The organism is Nocardiopsis aegyptia (assembly GCF_013410755.1).
GTDB lineage: Bacteria > Actinomycetota > Actinomycetes > Streptosporangiales > Streptosporangiaceae > Nocardiopsis > Nocardiopsis aegyptia.
Map to the genome: position 1 here is coordinate 748,887 of NZ_JACCFS010000001.1, position 19,100 is coordinate 767,986.

Genomic DNA, 19,100 nt, shown 5'->3' on the forward strand with positions numbered 1-19,100 from the left:
TGATGCGCGTGCGGGTGGTGTGTGTCCATCTCGATGTGGAATTGGGCTTTGACGTCCTTCGGAACGCGCGACGAGGCTGGCGCGACGACCACTCTCAGTGTTTCCATGCTCTTCGGGCTTTGACGTCCTTCGGAACCCGGAGACGGATACAGCTCCGAGAGCGACCTACGAGCGTTTCCATGCCCTTCGGGCTTTGACGTCCTACGGAACTGTTTCACGGCAGTGAAGAGTCGCTGATGCTTCGTAAGTTTCCATGCCCTTCGGGCTTTGACGTCCTTCGGAACCCTTGCCCGTTTTCATAGCCTATGAACTGCACTGATGCACCCCCTCTGCGCGCAACCGCACTCCGCCACGACGCAACCTATGTGCCCCAGGTAACAAATCGTGTTCGCGAGCCCGTGAACAGTACAAACACTCTGCACGCAACTCAGGGCTTTCGCCTCCGAACCGGATTCGGTGTACACGCCCCCTCCCTCACACGATCCAGAAGTCCTCCCGTTCCTCCAACCTACGATTGCCCAACACCATCACCTTGTCCAGATCCGGTATCCGTAGCGGGTACACCCGCACCTGGTCCTCATCGGGTTCGATCGCCGCCAGCAAAGCCTTGCGCAGCTCCTCGAACGCATGCGGGGAGGGAACCGCGGCCTCGAACACGCTGTACTGCACCCGGGGCCCGTATCCCGCCAGCAGCTCCGACACCGCTTGGCGGCGGTCGTCGTCAGCCACGTCGTAGCACACCAGGTAGAACCGACGCCGGTGCGGATGCTCGCCCACCACTCACCGCCATGCCAACGCCGTGTAGGTGTCCTCGCGCTCGGCGAGCACCCTGGCGATGAGGCGTGCCTGTGCGGTCAAGGCCGCCCGGTAGGACACCCTGCGGCCCAACCCCGGGTGGCGGACCAACGTCAGCATCCGCTTCTCATACGCTGCGAGGAACACCTTCAACGTCTCCGGTGCCATCCGACACCCAGTATCGGCCTCCACCGGATGGTCGAACCCCTCGGGAGCCACCTTGCCTTTCAGTACCAGGGCGGTGACCACGCTGTCCACGATCACCGGGCGGAACTCCTCCATCAGGTCCAGGGCCAGACTGGCCCTGCCCTGGTTCAGAGAGTGCAGGAATCCGCCCTCGGGGTCGAGCCCAGCGATGTGGCAGGCCACCACAGCGTCGTTGAGTAGCAAGGTGTAGCCGAAGGAGAGCATCGCGTTGACCGCATCCGGGGGCGGTCGCCGCCTGCGGTGGGTGAAACCCCAGGCCGGGTCGAGCATGCGCCCCCAGCAGGCGAAGTAGTCCCGGCCGGCCGCGCCCTCATGCCCCATCAGCTCCGCCAAGCCACCGGCCTCCAACGCTCCCGCGCGAGCCTGGACCAGCCGCTCGGCCACCACCGCCACGTCCTCTCCCGCCTCTTGCGGGGCACGGGTCGAGCGTGAGGCCCGCAACAGAGAGGTACGCAGGTTGGTGAGCTTGCCCGCGACGAACGCGCGGGCGAAGTCCAGTGCCCGGGACCCGTGCAGCGCAGCCTCGTACTGGGCCGCGCGCACATGTACGTCTCCGCCCATCGCCCGGGACAGGCGCCCTTGGAAGCGCCCGATGTCATCCAGCAGCACCAGCTCCACCCCTTGGCGCAGGGCCCGGTGCAGGAACGGGGTGCTGAACCCGACCCGGCCGACTCCCACGATCTGGCGCACTCGCTTGAGGTTGACCGACAGCAGTTTCTTCTCGCCGTGCTCGATGCGTACCCGGTCGCCGCGGCTGCGCACGAGCGCTCCGGGGGTGGTGACGTAGACAGTGGCCTCCAAAGGGGTCGACCGCTCCTGGCCCGCCACTCCGTCACGTGCTCCCACCGTGCGTCCGAGGAACCGTACTCCTTCATCGAAGGAGGCGATGTGGGACTTGTCGTCGTTGAGGTCCAGCCCCCACTCGGCCAGGATCTCGGTCGCCGTGGCGAGCGCCTGTTCGGCGTCGGTGCGTGCGTGGGCGGGAACGGCGAAGTCGTCGGCGTAGCGCAGTACTTGGTGGCCTCGGCTGAGCATGGCCTTGTCGAAGGCGTCCAGGTACAGGTTGGTCAACGCTGGGGACAGGGCGCTGCCCTGGTGCAGGCCCCGGCCCTGTCTGCGGCCCGCTTTGACCCGGTGAGCTGCACGGCCGGTGTGGCGTCCCGAGAGATCAGGTGCTGGACCAACAGGCACAGCTCGGCGTCGGGGACGAGTTCCTTGACACGGGTGACGACGGGCCAGCGGGGGATGCGTTCGAAGCAGTCGGCGATGTCAGCGCGCACCACCCAGCGGGCGCCTGCTTCGCGGGCCTGGACGAGGGCGCGTATCGCGTCGTTGACTCCAAGCCCGGTGCGGTAGGCGAAGCTCCAGGGTGAGAGCACCGGGTCCAGGAAGGGTTCGATGACCTCCAGCACGGCGCGTTCGACGATGCGGTCCCGTACAGCGGGAATCGCGAGGAGCCGGGTCCCACCCGAAGACTTGGGCACCTCGATGGCCACCACCGGGCCGGGTTCGTACTCCCCGGTCCGGAGCTGTTCGCTCAACTCCACCAGGTTGCTCAGAGCGCCCCGTTCGAACTTCTGGACCTGATCTGACTTGACGCCGTCCTACAGGTCGTTGTCGCGGACCTCGTTCCACGCGGAGAAGAGTCGTTCGCTGTCTGCGGCCTGACGGAGAAGGTCTCCCATTTCGCGGGCTCTCGAGGACTGGGCAGAATTCTTTTTTGGTTCTGATGCCCTTCAGTCTTTGACGTCCTTCGGAACGCAACCAGGGTAACGACTCTGAGGGCAGTGGCTTCGAGTTTCCATGCCCTTCGGGCTTTGACGTCCTTCGGAACTCTGCTCCTACGAAGAGCTCGAGCGTGGCCAGTTTCCATGCCCTTCGGGCTTTGACGTCCTTCGGAACTCTACTTGCTGGAGCAGATCGAGGCGTTCATCGAGTTTCCATGCCCTTCGGGCTTTGACGTCCTTCGGAACGCGAGGATGGCAAAGAGTTCGTGGCCAACCGTGAAGTGTTTCCATGCCCTTCGGGCTTTGACGTCCTTCGGAACCCTTGCCCAATTTCATGGCCTCTGAACTGCGCTGATGCACCCCCTCTGCACGCGACCGCCCTCCACAGCGACACAACCCATGTGCCTCAGATAACAAACCGCACTTACAGGCCTCTGAACAGCACAAACGCTCTGCACGCAAACCGGCCTTCCCGCACCCGAACCAAGTTCGGTGTACAAGAATGCACCTCCACCCAGTCCAAGTGGTAGGCCCAGACCCTCTGCCATCCTCACCCAACGGCATCCCCGCCGCCAGACCCGCGCCGGAAACGACCACATCCCGTTTTCCCCTGACACGCCGGGCTCTGTGTTGTTACCGTGGCTCCACCCGGTGACGGCCTCCCGCACCCCACACCCGGATACCTGCTTTCCTCACCCCTGCGAGAGCACCCCCCGAGGAGGCCGTGTGCCCACATGGTGGACACTCACCCCCACACCCCCACCACATCCCTCGGTCTCCCCGTCCCATCTGCACGCTCTGGCCTGCCACCTGCTGGAGACCCCCGCCAGCGACCACACCGCCCAGACCAAACCCTTCAGCACCGCCCTCGCCCCCATCACCAGCACCGCCACGCCCGGTACGCATCTGGTGGTGGCCTGGTTGGACGAGCCCACCGAACCCGACCTGGCCCGGCGCTTGGCCACCCCCGTGCGCCTTGGCCCGCGCACCATTCGCCTGAACCCGGTCGACCGGCACACCCAGCCCTACACCCGGTTGGCCGCCTGCCCGCCAGCTCCCAAGGCCAGGGTGGAGTTCACCACCCCCGCCTACGTCAAACGAGGCAAACGCCAGATGCCGCTGCCCGAGCCCGAACTCCTCCTCACGGGGCTCGCCCGACGCTGGGCCGCTTACAGCCCGCAGCCGCTCCCACCTGCAGCGGTGACCGAGATGTTGGAAACGGTCCACCTGGCCCGCCACGACATCCGCACCCTCCCCGCCGGATCGGGTCCACACCAGCGCACCGGGTTCGTCGGCCACGCGGTCTTCGCCCTGCCACCGGGTACTTCACGCGCTGCTCAGCGGGCCTTCGCCGCCCTGTGGACCTTCGCGGAGTTCTCCGGGGTCGGTGCGCAGACCACCCACGGGCTGGGCCACGTGCGCGTGCGCCTGCCCGGACCGCGAACGGAACACGCGCACCGCGCTGTCCGAGAAGGGAACACGAACCCCACCGGCACCGCCCGTACCCGCGCAGGTCACCCCCACCACCTCCCACAGAACGAAGACGCATGAGCGAACCCGAACCGCGTGACCTGGTCGTCATCGCCCTCTCCGGCGTGCAGCGCTACATCACCGAGTCCCGCACCACGGTCGACCTGCGCTCGGCCAGCCAGATCGTCGCCCACCTGGCCGCCGAGGCGGTCCGACACCTGTCCACCGTGCCCGGAGCACGGATTGTCTTTCCGACTTCCACCCGTGAGGACGTCAGCGGTGACGACGACGGGATGCCCAACCGCGTCGTAGCCCTCCTGCCCCCGGAACAGGGCTCGCAGGCCGCGGCCAACATCCAGACATACCTGGCCGAGACCTGGGAGGAGTGGGTGGAGGAAGTGTTCGGCGCATCCCAATACCAGTTTCCAGGGTGGCCGGTGGTGCAGTGGGTGAGCGTGCCGGGCGGGACCGGGACCTACGCTCAAGCCTGGTCCCTGGCCCAGCGCTCGCTGACCGAGCGAAAGAATGTGCGGGACTTCTCCCAGCCCTGGGACGAGCAGCGCGAACTGTGCTCGCTGTCCCCGCGCTGGCGCTCGTGCGAGGTCCCCGACTCCGCGCCGAAGCACCAGAGGAAGGAACTCCTGGCCCAGCCGAACTGGGTCAAGCGCCTGTGGCATACGACCGAGACCGGCCGGGCGTCGGGTTTCGCGTCCACCAACGCCATCGCCTCCTCCCCCTATCGGAACGCCGTACTGAAGACGTGGCAGAAGGACTCGGCACTCCCCGACCTCGTCGAGTACCTGCACTTGTGCGCCGACGCGCTGGGCGAGGACCCGGTGCGGGAGCGGCCCCTGGAATGGTTGGCGAAGGTGCCCGGCGACGAGCACGCGCGGTGGCTGCGCGGCCGGGGGGCCCGCTGGGTGTTCCCCGGCTCATGGCACGTGGAAGTGCTGGCCCGGGAGTTCTCCCGGGACGCGGCCGATCCGGGGTTCGTCCGGATCGTACGAGACGGGTGGCAGGCCGCTCGCGCCCTGGCCGAGGCGATGGGCGGGCACGGTGTGGGCCCGCCCTCACCTCACCTGGCGGTTCTGGTGCAGGACCTGGACTCCATGGGCCGGTTCCTGTCCGGTCGGCCACGGTCCGGGAGCTCTCGCCTGAGGGTGTCCGAGAAGGAGCACCAGCGCATCTCGCGGCTGCTGTCGGAGGTGGCTCGCAAGCAGCGCGCGGCCCTGAAAAGCGTCGGTGGGACCGTGGTGTACGCGGGCGGTGACGACCTGCTGGCACTGGTCCCGGCCGCCTACGCCTTGGAGGCGGCCCAAGTGTGCCACGACACCATCCCCCCGCCCCCGAACCTGCCCACCGCCAGCACCGGGCTGCTGTTCTTCCACCACGACTCCTCGCTTCGCCACGCGCTGCACCGAGCCCACGAGTTGTTGGCAGCGGCCAAGCGGCGCCCGGACAAGCACGCCCTGGGAGTGGGGATGCTCCGCCACAGCGGAGCGCACGCCGAGTGCGTCCTGGACTGGGCCGGTGACACCGGGCCGGCAACGGATCTGAAGGTGTTCACCCCCGAGGGGCCCCAGGCACGTGTGCGGCTGGCTCCGGGGCTCCTGGAGGACCTGAGGACTGAGCGGGTGCACCTGGACGGCGGGGACGCACGGGAACGGGAGCTGTTCCGACATGTCTTGCCCCTGGAAGGAGCACGCAGGGAGCTGCGGCGCCTGGTGTCGCGACACGCGCACGTGCGCACTTCTCCGGGGGAGCATCCCCTGGGCGCGAAGAAGGAAAACGAGTTGAGATCGGAGTTCGCGGACAGGGCCGCCAAGGCGTTGGAGCGGATGGCGCCTCCCGGGCGCTTGGTGGACGAGGGCGCCGTGCGGGTGGCGCTGTTCCTGCGTCAGGAGGCGTCGTGACCCACGAAGCGCACCGGCGGTGGCTGGCCCTGGTACCCCGCGACACCGTGCAGGTGCGCGACGGCCGTTCCTTCGACGCGGGGGCGGGAGGCGTTGCGCACACCGTACGCCCCTGGCCCTCCACCGTAGCCGGAGCACTGGTCCCCGCCCTGGGCGGGGAACCGGAGAGCGTGCGCGGCCCGGTCCTGGCCCAGGAAGTGGACGGGCACTGGACTCCCCACTTGCCGGTCCCCCTGGACCTGGTGCGCGAGAGCGGACGGGAGGATGTGTGGCGGCTCCGGTTGCCCGAAGCGGACCCCGGTGTCTCCAGCGACCTGGCGGCCCTCGCCCGCCCGCACGGGATCCCAGACCTGCGCTCGCTGTCGGCCCCGGAGGGGGCCGAGGACACCGAACCGCTCGCCGGCCTGGTGCCCGGTCACGTCCTGCGCTCCTACCTGCACGGTGAACTGGAGGACGACGAGGGGCTGCTGTCGGTCAGCGACCTGGAACAGCCCGAGGACCCGCTCTCCCCGGAGACCCGGGTGGGGCTGGGCCTGGATCCAAACACGCGCACGGCCAAGACAGGGCTGCTGTACACCAGCACCCACCTGCGTCTGGCCGAGGACTGGGCGTTCTGCGCCGAGGTGACCCCCACCCCGAAACAGCACCGGGCGGTGGAATCTCCCGCGGGACCGGTCCGCTTCGGCGGCCTCAGCCGCCTAGCGGACGTGGCCCCCGCCCGGGGACTGCACTGGCCTGACGCCCCCCTGGCCTACCCCGAGGGGAAGGTGCTGGTGTACGTGGCCACCCCCGCCGTGTGGGAACGCGGATGGCTGCCGCCGCTGCCCCCGAACGCGGACCTGGTCGCGGCGTGTGTGGGCGATCCCCTGCCAGTGGCCACGGCCTCCCCGGTCCAGGACCACCAGCACTTCCTCCGAACCCGGACGCTCATGTGGGCCGTCCCGCCGGGATCGGTCTACTACCTCAAATTCCTCAACCCCGACGACGCCGAGCACTGGGTCAAGCAGTCCCACCGCACCGCGCTGGGACCGGCCGCCCGCAAACGGCTGGACACGGCCGGCTTCGGAGTCGTCCTGACCGGAGTGTGGTCTTGAAGAACTACCTGCTCTACCTGTACGTGGAATCCCCCTTGCACGCCGGGGGATCCGAAACCGAGGGATCGGTGGACCTGCCCATCCAACGGGAGGCCGCCACCGGCTACCCGGTGGTGTGGGGCCAAAGCCTCAAGGGCGCACTGCGCCAGTTCGCCCGCGACGCCGGATGGGGAGACACCGACAAGGAGGGAGCCCTCCTGGACGAGGTGTTCGGCAAGATGGCCGGAGGAGACGGTGACCCCGGGGTGAACACCACCGCCGGTCTGCTGTCGGTGGGGGACGCCCAGCTCTTGGCCCTGCCGGTGCCGACCCTGCGCAGCACCTTCGCCTGGGCCACCTCCGCGCTGGCCCTGAACCGGCTGGCACGCAAGCACGCCTACGCGCACACCGGACGCGACCTGCCCGTCGTCCCCCAGGTCAAGGAGACCGAAGGCGTGTGCGCTACCGCCGAATGGCACGATCAGGGCCAGGTACTGGGCCCCTGCCTGGTGAAGGTGGACCACCCCCGCAAGGGCGAGGCCAACCGGGTGGCGGCCTGGGCCGAGTTGATCTCCAAGGAGGGGATCGGCGCTGAGCCGCACATGGCGGTCCCGGCCGCCAAGTTCCACGACGACCTGCTCGTGGTGGGCGCGGACGTGATGTCGCACCTGGTCCGCGAGTGCACCGAGCACTCGGTACGTATTCAGCTCGACCCCAGGACCAAGACCGTCAAGCAGGGCCCCTTCACCAGCGAGTACCTGCCCGCGGAGACACTGCTGGTCTCGGCACTGGCACTGCGCGAGGACCGCGGCAACCACGCCCGGCACCGGGAACGACTCAGGGAACTCCTGCACGGCGCCGTACTTCAGATCGGCGGAGACGAGACCCTCGGCAAGGGACTGGTCTGGGCCCGGCTGGTGGAGGCCCCCGATGAGTGAGACCACCAGGGTCGACCAGCGCCTGGCCAGGATCGCCCACGACATCCTCCCCGAACAGGTCAGCCGGGAACTGCGCACCCGCATGCGGCAACTGCCCTCGCGGTTGCGCGGCGGCGGACTGGCCGCCACCTACGCGTTCATCCTCTCCAAGAGCAAGAACGACCCCAAGGACAGCCTCGGCTACGCCTACCACCGCCTGGCGGCCAAGATCGCCGAACACGTGGCCGAGCGCCACCTCCTGGGCCCTTTGGACCCCGACATCAGTCAGCGGGGTTTCATGCGGGCGCTGAGCGAGGCCGACACCCGCCGCTACGCCCGGGTGTGCGCGGAGGTCGACGCCCTGGCCGTGTGGCTGAGTCGTCTGGCCGACGCCTACTACGAGGGACCGAAGGCGGGTGAGGACGATGCCCGAGAACAGCAAGGGCGGCAGGAAACCTGAGAACCCCCGGCCCACCCCCGGGGACACCTCCCGGGGCGCGGCCCACGGCCCCCTGGGCTCCCGGGTCTGGGTCCACCAGAAGCCCCACCCCAAGAAGGGGGACCGTGACGCCGCCAAGAGCACGAAGGGACCCGCACCCGGGCACACCACGCTCAAGTTCGGACGGCACCACGTGGAGCCGCACGCCAACGCCCTCGTCGTCCTGCACCGACTGGCCTTCGAGAAAATGCGGGAGCAGAAGGAGACCCAGGAACAGGGCAAACTGGAGGGCTGGCAGCCGCACACCCCGTTGCACACCTGGGCCACCGAGTGCGGCGCCGGCCAGCAGCGCAACCCCTACCTGGACGCCGTGCTCAAGCGTCGCCGGGCCCTGTTGGAACGGATGACCGCACCGCGCACGACCACCTCCGGCGCCCTCGGGCGACCACGGACCCACGTGCTGCGACTGCGGCTGGCCACCGAATGGCGGCTGGTCACCGGCCTGGGACTGCAGTACGGGGTTCTGGACAGCGGCCTGGCCCTGCACGGCACCTACGGATGGCCGGTGATCCCCGCCTCCACCCTCAAGGGCCTGGCGGCGGCGGGCGCGCGCCTGACGGAGGCCGACCAGGAACAGGTCCGCCGCATACTGGGCGACCCCCGCCCGGAAGACTCCCCCGCCACGAGCCCGCCGCAAGGGCGCGGAGGGGCGGTGTTCCTGGACGCCCTGCCGGAGGCACGAGGTGTGAGCGTGCACAGCGACACCCTCACCCCGCACCAGCAGCCCTACTACACCGACACCTTCCCAAGCGCTGAGAGCGAGCACAACAGCGGACAGGGCAGGACCGGGCCGAGTGAGCAGGTCGATCGGAACGGCACAGAAGGCAAGGGCGGGCCCAGACCCCCAGCCGAACACCACAGCCCGGTCCCGGTGCCCTTCCTGTCGGTCAGCGGATGCCTGCACGTGGACCTGTTGGGCGATGACCACGACGACCTGCGCACCGTCGCCGACTGGCTGGGCAAGGCCGGAGACGAGGTCGGCGGCGGGGGCCGCACCAGCGCCAGCCACGGCTACTTCACCTGCGACGTCATCGAAGAGGAGGCCTGGTGAGCATCCGACCCACAGGGCCACGCCCCCAAAGCGCGCAGCGCGGAACCGTTCACCTGATCACAGTCGGTGTGAGCCTGTTCGACAACCTCCAGGTCAAACAGACGGAGTTGCGCAGGACCATCGAGGACAGCGCGCTGCGCACACGTGTGGCCAGAGCCCGCGCCGAGTTCCACGACCCCGACCGGGAGACGATCGATCGAACCGAGGACGCCAGACACACCTCGGAGTGGCTTCGCGCGGTCACCACGCCCGACTCCGGCCAGGACCGCAAGGACCTGGAAGACCTGCTCGACCGCGTCGACCCCCGAATGTGGCCAGCCAGGGCCAGCGCCGAACTGAGCACTCTGGCGGCCAAGAACCCTCCCAACCACGGCCCGGAACTACCGGAACACGACACCGCCATACTCATCAGCAGCGACACCGACAAGGGGCTCAGAGCCGCCCTGTTCAACGCGGTGGCCCTGGCCGGGGGCGACCTGGACCGGGTCCGCTATCTGGCCGAGCCCACGGACCGGGTGCGTCAAGAGCGCGGCAAGGTCGTCATCGTGCGGCTGCCCGGCCTGGACACGGGTTACCCCAAGGGGTTCGTCAAGGCCATGCGCGGCCTGGGCTCGCTCGGCCGCGGCGTGGACCGGATGTTGAAGGAGGACGCAGACGTGGCCTTCTTCCACCTGTCCGGCGGGTTCAAGGCGGCCCTGCCCTTCCTTCTCAGCCTGGGCGAGGCGCTGCGGAGCCTGCGCGGCAGGAGCCGGGTGCGCGCCTTCGCCCTGCACGAGCTCAGCCGCGACCTGATCTCCATCGAACTACCCCTGCGCTTCCTCTCACCGGAACTGCTGCGTGAGGAGATCTCCGGGGCCGCGGAGGACGGCACCCTGCCGCCCAAACCGGCCGGCAAGGCTCCGCTGCTGGGCTTCGCCTACGACACGGGTGAGGACGGCCTCGCCCTGAAGCTCACCCCCTTCGGCCACGCACTACGCGAACTCCTCACACTGAAACCTGAGACATGACAGCGGAGCAGAGGCGACCGGAGATTCCCAGCGGACTGGCCCTGACGCTCACGGACCAGCTCAGTGGGGGCTTGGGGGCGCTCAAAGACACCGGTCGCGACGCGATCGGTCCCGCCAACGACGAGCACGTCTGGTCCGCGGCGGAGCTGAAGGACTCACTGGCCAGGATCGCCCGCGACCAGCTGCACCAACAGGACCGCGACCCGACCCGGCAGGAGGTCCTGGAGTACCTGGACCGCAGCGCCCCCACCGTACGGGCGCTGCTGTACCACCCGCAGGACCTACTCGGCCTGCTCCCGACAGCGCTGGACGGGCGCGGAAGCGAACAGGACAGCGCTCGCTACTGGCAGGTGTTCGCGGTCTACGCCGACCTGCTGTGGGAGTACGTGAGTGCGGACACACCCGGTAGCCGCGGGCACCGCCATCTGCTGCCGCTCGCCGCCCGGACCCGGTTCCTGGCCCTGTCCGAACCCTTCCGCCAGCGCGACAGCCCGGTGTGGGAAGGAGACCTCCACGAAGGCGAACTGGCACACGTGTTCGGTCACCAGACCTGGGTGGAGCTGGTGCGCCGCGCGAAGGAAGCCAGAGAGATCTGGCGTGCCCAGCTGAACCAGTACCAGTCCGTTCCCCTTTTCGACCAGGCCTCACCGTTCATGATCGAGGACGAACTCCGCCTACTAGCGTTCGAGTCCTCCTTCTCCGGTGAGCCGCTGGTCTTGGCGGAGCCGACCGAGGCGACATCCGGACCGCAGAGGGTGCCCCCGGCAGACCGGGCGGTGCTGGAAGAGACGGTGGAGCAGCACCTACTGCCCCGGTTCGCCACCGGACATGCCTGGGCCGCGGTCACGGGGTGGAAACGACGGCCCCGTGACCGCCGTCCGCTGGTGCTGTTCGGTCTCACCGGCCTGGCCGCACTGACGGCACTGGTCCTCACCGCTGTAGCGCTGTCGGTGGACGGGTGGGGGTTCCTGCCCGCGCTGGTGGCGGTGGTCGTCTCGTACGTACTGATCGGGGTGGGCACCGTCGTCCACGGCCGGTTCTGGGCCATGCCGCTCATGCTCCGCCTGCCCGCCGCGGCGGCGGTGGGTCTGATCGTGCTCGTGGCACTGCATCCGGACTGGTGGGCATCGGTGACCATCAGCTGGCAGCTCCTCGCGCTGTTCCTGACGTTGGTGGGGGCATCCTTCGGCTACCTGGTAGTGGAGGCGCGCAACCACAACTCCGGACAGTTCCAGGCCGCAAAGGGGGAGCGCAGGAGAGACGCCGGGCGCGTGCTCGGCCGCGCCGCCTCGGTGACCCTCACCGGACTGGCACACGCCTTCCTGGTGGCTTTATTGGGCATGGCCGTCATCGCGCCGGTCTTCTCCGAGGAAGGCAGCAAGCTCACCGCAGTCTGGTACGGCCCGGACGCTTCCGCGGACCAAGAACCGGTCGCCGCGGCCGAGGACCCCGCGAACGCTCAGACAGACGGGACCGAGAAGGACCAGCCACCGCCCAACCCCCTGGCGATCCTGCTGGCCGCCACAGCATGGTGCCTGGCAGCAGGGGTCTTCTCCCAGATCCTGTGGGACGACCAACCCATCACCGCACCCCTGGCCCACCGGCGCTGGCGCAACGAAAGGTAGGCACCCCGTGGCATGGACGACCTTCCGCCTGACCGTGACGACGCCGCTGTTCAACGGCGACGACGCCACCACCGGACTGCACGCCTCCTCCATACGCGGGGCGATGCACCACTGGTTCCGGGCCCTGGCCGCCACCCGAGCGGGCAACGACGTCACGGCTCTGGCCCGGGCAGAACAGGCGGTCTTCGGCAGTACCAGGCGAGCCAGCCCGGTACGGATGCGCCTGGCCGGGCAGCCCATCGGGAACATGCTGGTCAAACCCGGCCCCAGTGCGCTCATCAGCGGTGACCAAGGCAAATGGGTGGGCTACCTGCTCGGCCAGGGCCTCACCCGGTACGACAGCTCGACCGGGAGGATGTTGCTCTCACGTCCCTACACGCGGCCGGGGCACTCCTTCGACCTGCGGCTGGGCTTCAGCGGACAGGAAGACGTGGACGCGCTGTTCCTGGCCTCCCTGTGGCTGGCCTGCACCTACGGGGGATTCGGGGCACGCACCCGCAAGGGCTTCGGCGGGGTCCGACTTGTCCACGAGGACGGAGACCTGCCCGGCCCGTGGCGAGAGCACAGTCCCAACACCCCGACCCTGGACCACTACCGGGAGTTGGACCACCTGTCCCTGGCCGGGCCGGTCAAGGACTGCGCCGACCTGTTGTGGAAGGTCATGCCCGCCCCGGCGGACGACGCCCATGACCGGGCACCTGTCTATCCGGCGCTGGGGCCGGGCTACACCACTGCGGCCCTGGGCTGGCCCCACGGTGCCACGTGGCAGGAGGTGGCGTCCGAGAGCGGTGAGCTGTACCGGCGATTCCGCGCCAGCAGGGCCCACCCGCACACCACGAAGAACTACGAGCCGAAGATCAAGACCCCCGAGCACCACACGGTCGTCCACGGCCGGAGCACGCACTTCCCACTGGGGGCGCTCGGTCTGCCGGTGAACTACCAGAGCGACGCCGTCGTGAACGTCTTCCAGGGTGAGGAACACGCACGTCGGGCCTCGCCGCTGTGGCTACGGTTCGTCGGAGGAGAAGGGGAGGAGACCCGATTGTTCTCCTTCGCGTTTCTCAACCCGTTCCTACCCAAAGGCAGTGGGGCACGGATACGGGCGGAAGGCCGAGCCGTCAAGCCTGACGGAAGCAGGCCCGTGACGGTGGACGACACCGACGTACAGAACAAGGCGGGTGCGTGGCTGAAGCTGACGCGTTTGCCCACCTGACCTTGACCAGCGCCGATCGGGTTTGATCGCGGGTGTGTACAGGAGTTGGTGCGCGGAGTCCAAAAGGCCGGTTTGCGTGCAAGGCATTATTGCAGGTAGGAGTCTTGCTCAAGGCAAGTGTGATGCAGCGCACGCACCTTTGAGGGCTTGGAGAGGCGGTTGCGTGCAGAGGTGGTATTGCGGCGCAGGTCAGAGAGCCTGTAAATAAGTAGGGGTTCCGGAGCATGTCAAAGCCCGAAGGGCATGGAAACTCCGTAGAGATGATCATGGTTTGCGGCGCAGTCCAGGTTTTGGAGAACGTCGCATTCACGTAGCCGAGGGCCGGGGCTCGTTCAAGTTCCCGGGAGGTCGGGTTCGTGGCCGATTCCGAAGAACGGCAGTGCTCGTTCGGGTAGGTCCTGGATCGCGCGGGTGGTCTTGGCGATGTTGACCGCTCCCGTCACCTTCAACACCCCGATCGCCAGGTTGCGCAGCGCGGCCATCGCTTGGGGGCACCACTGGTATGAACCGTGGAAGCGTCCTCGCCGAACGTCACGTCCCGGATGTGGTGGCTGGAGTTCTCGTCGCCCAATGGCCGCGGACCAGGGCCGCGAGCTGGGCGGGGGTGGCCTGGTGGGCGTCCAGGCTGGTGACGGCGAAGCTCGTCTCGCGGGTCTGCTTCTTGCCGGTCTGCCGCCGGCGGCGGTGGATCCGCAAGGCGAGCCTGGCGTGGGGAAAGGCGATCTCGTCGAGGCTGTCGGCGATGCCCAGGACCTTGATCGATCGGGACTCGCCCCGCCCGTGGCCGTTCTCCGAACGGGTGTGGGCTAGGGGCAACTCGTCCCAGGGCAGGGCAGAGACCTGGGCGTGCAGGGTGGGCTGGTTGGTCTTGACCACCGCCACGTGATGGGCCTTCTTGTCCTCGACGAGCCTCTTGAGGTGGCCTTGGACGGTGTGCAGGGCATCGCAGGTGACCACGTGCCCGGCCAGGTCCAGGCCCTGAAGGAGGGGAGGAAGTGGCGGGTCTCGTTCGTTTTGGCGCCGACCTCGGTCTGGGCCAGGGTGACGGGGAGGTGGTGGGTCAGGGCCGAGAGAAGGTGATGCCCGGCTTGGTCTGTGCGGGCCGAGCCTTTGAGTGCTTTGCCGTCCACGGCGATCGCCTGGTGTGCGGGCTGTACGGCCCTGTCGCCGTCAGGGGTGTTCTCGGTGGCGGCGCGGTGGCGGTCGGCGAGGTAGGCGCACACGGCGGTGTCCAGGGCGTGTGGGTCTATGCGGCACAGGACGCGGTCGATGGTGCAAGCGGCCGGGGGACGCCTTCGGCGCAGCGGGTGGGGGCGCACGCCGATCTCGTGGCCTGGCCGCGCGGAGACCGGCCACCGTTGGCCGGCAGCGCGCAGATGAAGGACTACCGGGGCGGCAAGGTCGTGAGCAGAGCCGGACAGATCCGTGCGGGCGATCCGCTGCAGACCGACCGCTTGCGTGCGGCGCTGCGGTGGTTCGCCGACGACCTCTGGGCCGAAGAGCCAACCGCCCGGTGAGCCCCGAGTGCGACCTGGGACCGGATTCCCGGATTCGCATCCGGGGTTTCTGACCTCTGATAAACGGGTCGCGTCAGGGGCCAGGACCCTGTCATGGCCCGTCGCTCCTGAGCCGACGCCGCCAGAACCGCCATCACAGGCGCCACTGTTGGAACTCGGATCGGTTCCTTTGGACGACGGCGAGGTTGTGGGCGTCGTGGGGAACGCGGGGATGGACCGGCCAAGCGCGATCACTGCGAAGACGAGCGCGCGTGAGCCCCGCGGACGCGGGGATGGACCGTGGGACGTCTCTCACCAAGACTGAACCACCTTGAGCCCGCGGGCCTAGCGCCGGTAGCTGATCGCGCTGTTCGAAGGGCTCGCCCTACAACGCCAGGCACCAAACGCAGCCACCGTCCATCGCCGGATCCGCCAGGTCGCCGGAGAGGAGGGATGGCCTGCCCCTGCGCCACCGTCCACGACGTCATCGCCTCTCTGGACCCGGCCCTGACGGCGCTGGCCAACCAAGGCAGCAAGTACTACCGGCAGGTATTCGACGCATGAGCCGGAAGAGAGACCCCAGCGCGGGCCCGACGCGGTCCGCTGGGCCCTGGCGACCGTGATCTTCACAAATCAGACCATGCAAACTTTGATTCCCGCCCGGGAAGATTCTTATCGTTGGCGCACTTTTGGAATTCTCATTTCATTTCTTGTGTATGTGCAGGTAGGAGGTGTTTCTGTTGTTCCTGGTAGCGATGTTCGGGTGATTCGTGTGGCAATCTGGGTGGTGTCTGCCAAAGGCATGAATCGGAGTGATCATGCAGAATGAGCACGCGTACCGCGCCATTGGAACAATGGGTGTTGTTCTCGTTGTCATTGCTCTGGCCCTCCTTCCCTACCGGGAGGAGCCCGAGTCATCGAGCCTGATCATCGGGATCCTCGGAGTGCTTCTAGGCGTGGTCGGGATCCTGGGCAACTATTTCCAGCGGCCCACGGGGGCGGCCGCAGACCTTGAGGGCGCAACGGGCGGGGAATCCCGAGAAGTGAAGGACTCCCACAACACCGAGAAGTCACACAACACGAAGGACTCACACAACACCGAGAACTCCTACAACACCAATAACTCACACAATACGAAGGATTCGCACAACGGCCGGAACTCCGGCTTGGCACTCGTCGTGGTCGTGGCTCTGGTTGTCCTGGCTGTCGTGGCCGCGCTCTACCTGCGAGATGAGCAGCCCGCAACAAACCAGGCAGACGAGCAGCCCGGAGAAGAGGGCCAGGAGGAGGATTCCGCAGAGCCCGCCAGCGAACCCAACCCGAACGAGGCCACCTGCGACGAGCCGACCCCCATCACCAGGGCCGGGATCGACCCTCGATCGGCCACCGTCGTCTACACCGAGGGGCTGGGGATTGTGGCCCGCTGCGGCCCCTCCGTCACCTACGCCAAGAGCGACCAGCAGGACCTGTTCGACGGCGTCCACGTGAACGTCGTCTGCCAGATCCGTGACGGCTACGAGGTGGTGGACGAGGCCAACACGACGTTCCCCGCCGACTACCCGCGTCAATCCACGGTGTGGAACCTCATCCACGACGGCCGGTGGGTCTCGGACCTGTACCTGAGCACCCCGAAGGTCGAGGGAGAAAACCCGCCTGAGGGGTACGACCTGTGCGACGGGTTGGTGCTGCCTCCTCAATAGGGCAGCCCGGGCGCCGCGACGGTCCGTGGTGCGAGCCTGCGCTGAAACCCCGGTTCAGTGCGGGTTGCCGCCCGTGGCGTCGGGCACCATCCCCATTCGGACGTGCCCGAACCGATGCTCGCCAGGACCGTCGCCGAGCTGCCGACGGGCTCTTCGCGTACTCGCGAGGCGCCTAGGGTGGGTGTCGTAGATAACGATCGATAGTTGGACATCCGCAAGAGAGGGATGTTCGCGGTGCGTGGCCGGATCAGGCCAGATTCGCTTTCACCCCTCGGGGTGGGGTCGCACCCATTAACGTTGGTGTCCCTTCCAAAACCCCCGTGCCGTCGTGGTCGGGGCCGGGCAGATGTGGAGACGTTGATGGATCCGGTGACCACGACCCTGGCCGCCACGGCGGCCTCCACCCTGGTCCAGGCCATGACCACCGACGCCTGGACCTTCACTCTCAACAAGGTGGCGGCCGTGTTCGGCGGTGGCACCACCGTCCAGGAGCTGGAACAGGCCCGCGGCCAGGTGGTCGATCACCAGGAGTTGGGACCGATGGTGGAGCAGGAGTGGCGGGGGCGGCTCACCCGCTACCTGGTCACCCACCCCGAAGCCGTCGAACAGCTGCGGGCGGTGCTGGACGAGATCGCCCCCGATACGGGCCAGAACGGCAACACCTACGGCGGCGACCACATCGACTTCTCCCACGGCACCTTCAAAGGCCCGGTGACCGGCAAGAGCGTCCACCACAGCCCGGACGGCGGGCCCGGTGGGCCGGCGCGGTGACCGGTTCCTCTCACAGCGGCGACCGTGTCAGCTTCTCAGGCAGCGTCTTCGAAGGTGAGGCCGTCGGTCAGCACGAGGAACGCCACCACAGCTCCTCCACCTCTGGCAACACCGGTACCTGATGAGCGAACCCACCCCCCTTGGCGACCATGTCGACTTCTCCCACGGCACCTTCAAGGGCCCGGTGACCGGCAAGGAAGAGACGACCGTCCAGGCCGTCAGTAACGTCCAGGTCAACATTGCAACGGAATCGAGCTCGGCCGCAGACTCATCTGGCCCAGCCCTCCAGAAGAACCTGCAGCTGAGCCGGGTCGGCAGGGATGCGCTGGCCGCCGCGCTGCGTGATTCCGCCCAGGCCATCCCTCAGCTGTCCTCTTTCCTCGAACGGTCGGAATGGTCGCGATCAGACCTCGGGCAACTCATCGAAGTGCTGAACGGTGTCACAGAGTGCCTGGAAACAGAGACTCTGGTAAGGGACCACCTGCTGTGCCTTGTACAGGGCCTGGACCTTGCAGTGGACGCCAGAGAGTTCGTCACCACGTGCATGCCACAGGCCGCCACCGCACCAGCTCTGCGTCGGGCCCTGCTCGCCAGCACGAAGGATCTCCCACAGGCAGCTCCTGAGGGTTTGTCCGAACACCTCGAGACGGCTGTCCTACGGCGCCCGGCCAACGACACACACGGCCGTACCACCCTGATGGACTTTGTCCTGAGACTGGCCCTCGAAGCAGGCGTCGACACCCGCGACCAAGCATTCGGCGCTTGGTGCCAAAACAGCGGCTACGACGTCGGCGAGCTCAACAGCCTGCGTCACCAGCTCACGTCACAGGACCGAGCCGAACGCTGCCGACTGCTGGTACACCTGCGAGGCGATCCCGACCATGACTGGCCATGCGAGGGCACTGCGTGGGTGTTCAAAGGCGAAGACCAAGAGCCTCTGGCGGAATACCCGTCCCTGCGGTGTGAAGCAAGCACCGACGGGGTCGCGATCTTGGTCGATGAGGTCCTGGAGTGGGCTCATGATCTGCCGGATGTCACGCTCTTGGAACGGGTGCACATCGCAGTTCCTGCCCGCACCTTGCTGTGCTGGCGGGCAGAAGAGACGGATGTGGGAGTCAGGCTCGGGGCAGACCATGAGGTTGTGGTCCATTGGGGCGGGCGATTGCGCCCTTCCAAACACCTGCGCAGCCTGGTACGCCATGCCCGCTACCGGCTCGAACGGATCGAACAACACCACCAGGTGTACGGCGCTGTGGATTGGGTGAGCTTGGAGGAATCCGAGTTCATGGAGAACATCAGAAAGGGTATCTACCGAGGTCCTTTGGGACTGCGATGCACACCGATCGGTCAAGAAGACCTGTTCGAGGCGCTCCTGGCACAGTTTCCCATCATGCTCTGGCCTGAGCAGACGGTGCCCGAAGGGGACGAGGTCGAGCAGGCCGTAGAGCACGAGTGGGTCACTCTGCCCGGTGGTTTCACCGGCGCCTACCGCACCGCGTGGACATGCGCCCAGGAAGAGGTCCCGCCGTTGGCGCGACTGCGAGCGGTATGGGACGACCGTCACTGGCTCACGTTCTGCCGAACGCTGAGCAGGCACAGGGCAGGAATCGCGTCGCCCAGCGGCGCTTGAAGCGGA

The 19,100-nt window shown here is 67.7% G+C and carries 19 protein-coding genes; 14 read left to right on the plus strand and 5 right to left on the minus strand.

Going from position 1 to position 19,100, the window contains the following annotated elements; translation table 11 throughout:
- Positions 1–474: 474 nt before the first annotated feature.
- The 3 genes from cas2 to HNR10_RS31030 are packed head-to-tail and all read right to left on the minus strand — an operon-like array spanning position 475 to position 2,543.
- Positions 475–780 carry a CRISPR-associated endonuclease Cas2 gene (cas2, locus tag HNR10_RS03575; RefSeq protein WP_312889094.1) on the minus strand — a complete coding sequence of 102 codons (306 nt, stop codon included), beginning with the start codon at positions 778–780 and terminating at the stop codon, positions 475–477.
- Entirely contained in the window at positions 781–2,073 is a 1,293-nt protein-coding gene (gene cas1 / locus HNR10_RS03580; RefSeq protein WP_281390087.1) for a CRISPR-associated endonuclease Cas1, read from the minus strand.
- Positions 2,070–2,543 (minus strand): reverse transcriptase domain-containing protein, encoded by a 474-nt coding sequence (locus HNR10_RS31030; RefSeq protein ID WP_281390089.1) that lies wholly within the window; start codon positions 2,541–2,543, stop codon positions 2,070–2,072. Before HNR10_RS31030 ends, cas1 begins: the two co-directional genes overlap by 4 nt.
- 912 nt (positions 2,544–3,455) lie before the next feature.
- Between HNR10_RS31030 and cas6 the strand changes: the two genes are divergently transcribed.
- From cas6 to cmr1, 9 genes are all read left to right on the plus strand, one after another.
- Positions 3,456–4,280: a CRISPR system precrRNA processing endoribonuclease RAMP protein Cas6 gene (gene cas6, locus HNR10_RS31940; protein ID WP_179820819.1), complete on the plus strand. Its 825-nt coding sequence runs from the start codon at positions 3,456–3,458 to the stop codon at positions 4,278–4,280.
- A complete protein-coding gene (locus tag HNR10_RS03590) occupies positions 4,277–6,112 on the plus strand; it encodes a Cas10/Cmr2 second palm domain-containing protein (protein ID WP_179820821.1) in 1,836 nt (611 codons plus the stop codon). Before cas6 ends, HNR10_RS03590 begins: the two co-directional genes overlap by 4 nt.
- Complete coding sequence (locus tag HNR10_RS03595) at positions 6,109–7,206, plus strand: type III-B CRISPR module-associated Cmr3 family protein (protein WP_179820823.1); 1,098 nt, start codon at positions 6,109–6,111, stop codon at positions 7,204–7,206. Before HNR10_RS03590 ends, HNR10_RS03595 begins: the two co-directional genes overlap by 4 nt.
- Entirely contained in the window at positions 7,197–8,123 is a 927-nt protein-coding gene (cmr4, locus tag HNR10_RS03600) for a type III-B CRISPR module RAMP protein Cmr4 (RefSeq protein WP_312889096.1), read from the plus strand. The genes HNR10_RS03595 and cmr4 overlap by 10 nt, the downstream gene beginning before the upstream one ends.
- Entirely contained in the window at positions 8,116–8,562 is a 447-nt protein-coding gene (gene cmr5, locus HNR10_RS03605) for a type III-B CRISPR module-associated protein Cmr5 (RefSeq protein ID WP_179820826.1), read from the plus strand. The genes cmr4 and cmr5 overlap by 8 nt, the downstream gene beginning before the upstream one ends.
- Entirely contained in the window at positions 8,528–9,652 is a 1,125-nt protein-coding gene (locus HNR10_RS03610) for a type III-B CRISPR module RAMP protein Cmr6 (RefSeq protein WP_179820827.1), read from the plus strand. The genes cmr5 and HNR10_RS03610 overlap by 35 nt, the downstream gene beginning before the upstream one ends.
- Positions 9,653–9,720: 68 nt before the next feature.
- Positions 9,721–10,659 (plus strand): hypothetical protein, encoded by a 939-nt coding sequence (locus HNR10_RS03615; RefSeq protein ID WP_179820829.1) that lies wholly within the window; start codon positions 9,721–9,723, stop codon positions 10,657–10,659.
- The gene (locus tag HNR10_RS03620) at positions 10,656–12,284 is read left to right on the plus strand and encodes an acyltransferase family protein (protein ID WP_179820830.1); all 1,629 of its coding nucleotides are present in this window, start codon (positions 10,656–10,658) and stop codon (positions 12,282–12,284) included. Before HNR10_RS03615 ends, HNR10_RS03620 begins: the two co-directional genes overlap by 4 nt.
- A 7-nt stretch (positions 12,285–12,291) precedes the next feature.
- The gene (gene cmr1 / locus HNR10_RS03625; RefSeq protein ID WP_179820832.1) at positions 12,292–13,497 is read left to right on the plus strand and encodes a type III-B CRISPR module RAMP protein Cmr1; all 1,206 of its coding nucleotides are present in this window, start codon (positions 12,292–12,294) and stop codon (positions 13,495–13,497) included.
- 332 nt (positions 13,498–13,829) lie between these two features.
- On the opposite strand, the gene HNR10_RS31040 is transcribed toward cmr1, so the two are convergent.
- Together HNR10_RS31040 and HNR10_RS31045 are read right to left on the minus strand one after the other, a co-directional pair.
- Positions 13,830–13,979 carry a hypothetical protein gene (locus tag HNR10_RS31040; RefSeq protein WP_246406031.1) on the minus strand — a complete coding sequence of 50 codons (150 nt, stop codon included), beginning with the start codon at positions 13,977–13,979 and terminating at the stop codon, positions 13,830–13,832.
- A 49-nt stretch (positions 13,980–14,028) separates the two neighbouring features.
- Complete coding sequence (locus HNR10_RS31045; protein ID WP_312889097.1) at positions 14,029–14,454, minus strand: hypothetical protein; 426 nt, start codon at positions 14,452–14,454, stop codon at positions 14,029–14,031.
- A 38-nt stretch (positions 14,455–14,492) separates the two neighbouring features.
- On the opposite strand from HNR10_RS31045, the gene HNR10_RS31050 reads away from it, so the two are divergent.
- From HNR10_RS31050 to HNR10_RS03655, 5 genes are all read left to right on the plus strand, one after another.
- Positions 14,493–15,014 (plus strand): hypothetical protein, encoded by a 522-nt coding sequence (locus HNR10_RS31050; RefSeq protein ID WP_246406032.1) that lies wholly within the window; start codon positions 14,493–14,495, stop codon positions 15,012–15,014.
- Positions 15,015–15,633: 619 nt separating this feature from the next.
- Complete coding sequence (locus tag HNR10_RS03640) at positions 15,634–15,822, plus strand: hypothetical protein (protein WP_179820835.1); 189 nt, start codon at positions 15,634–15,636, stop codon at positions 15,820–15,822.
- Positions 15,812–16,693 carry a hypothetical protein gene (locus tag HNR10_RS03645; RefSeq protein WP_179820836.1) on the plus strand — a complete coding sequence of 294 codons (882 nt, stop codon included), beginning with the start codon at positions 15,812–15,814 and terminating at the stop codon, positions 16,691–16,693. The genes HNR10_RS03640 and HNR10_RS03645 overlap by 11 nt, the downstream gene beginning before the upstream one ends.
- 360 nt (positions 16,694–17,053) lie before the next feature.
- A complete protein-coding gene (locus tag HNR10_RS03650; RefSeq protein WP_179820838.1) occupies positions 17,054–17,464 on the plus strand; it encodes a hypothetical protein in 411 nt (136 codons plus the stop codon).
- A 121-nt stretch (positions 17,465–17,585) separates the two neighbouring features.
- Positions 17,586–19,094 (plus strand): vWA-MoxR associated conflict system protein, encoded by a 1,509-nt coding sequence (locus tag HNR10_RS03655; protein WP_179820839.1) that lies wholly within the window; start codon positions 17,586–17,588, stop codon positions 19,092–19,094.
- The last annotated feature ends 6 nt before the right edge of the window (positions 19,095–19,100 follow it).

Coding starts and splice junctions, on each gene's coding strand:
- HNR10_RS03620 (WP_179820830.1), top strand. CDS start 10,656: ATGACAGCGGAGCAGAGGCGACCGGAGATTCCCAGCGGACTGGCCCTG.
- cmr5 (WP_179820826.1), top strand. CDS start 8,116: ATGAGTGAGACCACCAGGGTCGACCAGCGCCTGGCCAGGATCGCCCAC.
- HNR10_RS03645 (WP_179820836.1), top strand. CDS start 15,812: ATGCAGAATGAGCACGCGTACCGCGCCATTGGAACAATGGGTGTTGTT.
- HNR10_RS31040 (WP_246406031.1), bottom strand. CDS start 13,979: ATGGCCGCGCTGCGCAACCTGGCGATCGGGGTGTTGAAGGTGACGGGA.
- HNR10_RS03650 (WP_179820838.1), top strand. CDS start 17,054: ATGGATCCGGTGACCACGACCCTGGCCGCCACGGCGGCCTCCACCCTG.
- HNR10_RS03590 (WP_179820821.1), top strand. CDS start 4,277: ATGAGCGAACCCGAACCGCGTGACCTGGTCGTCATCGCCCTCTCCGGC.
- HNR10_RS03655 (WP_179820839.1), top strand. CDS start 17,586: ATGAGCGAACCCACCCCCCTTGGCGACCATGTCGACTTCTCCCACGGC.
- HNR10_RS03610 (WP_179820827.1), top strand. CDS start 8,528: ATGCCCGAGAACAGCAAGGGCGGCAGGAAACCTGAGAACCCCCGGCCC.
- HNR10_RS03640 (WP_179820835.1), top strand. CDS start 15,634: ATGCAAACTTTGATTCCCGCCCGGGAAGATTCTTATCGTTGGCGCACT.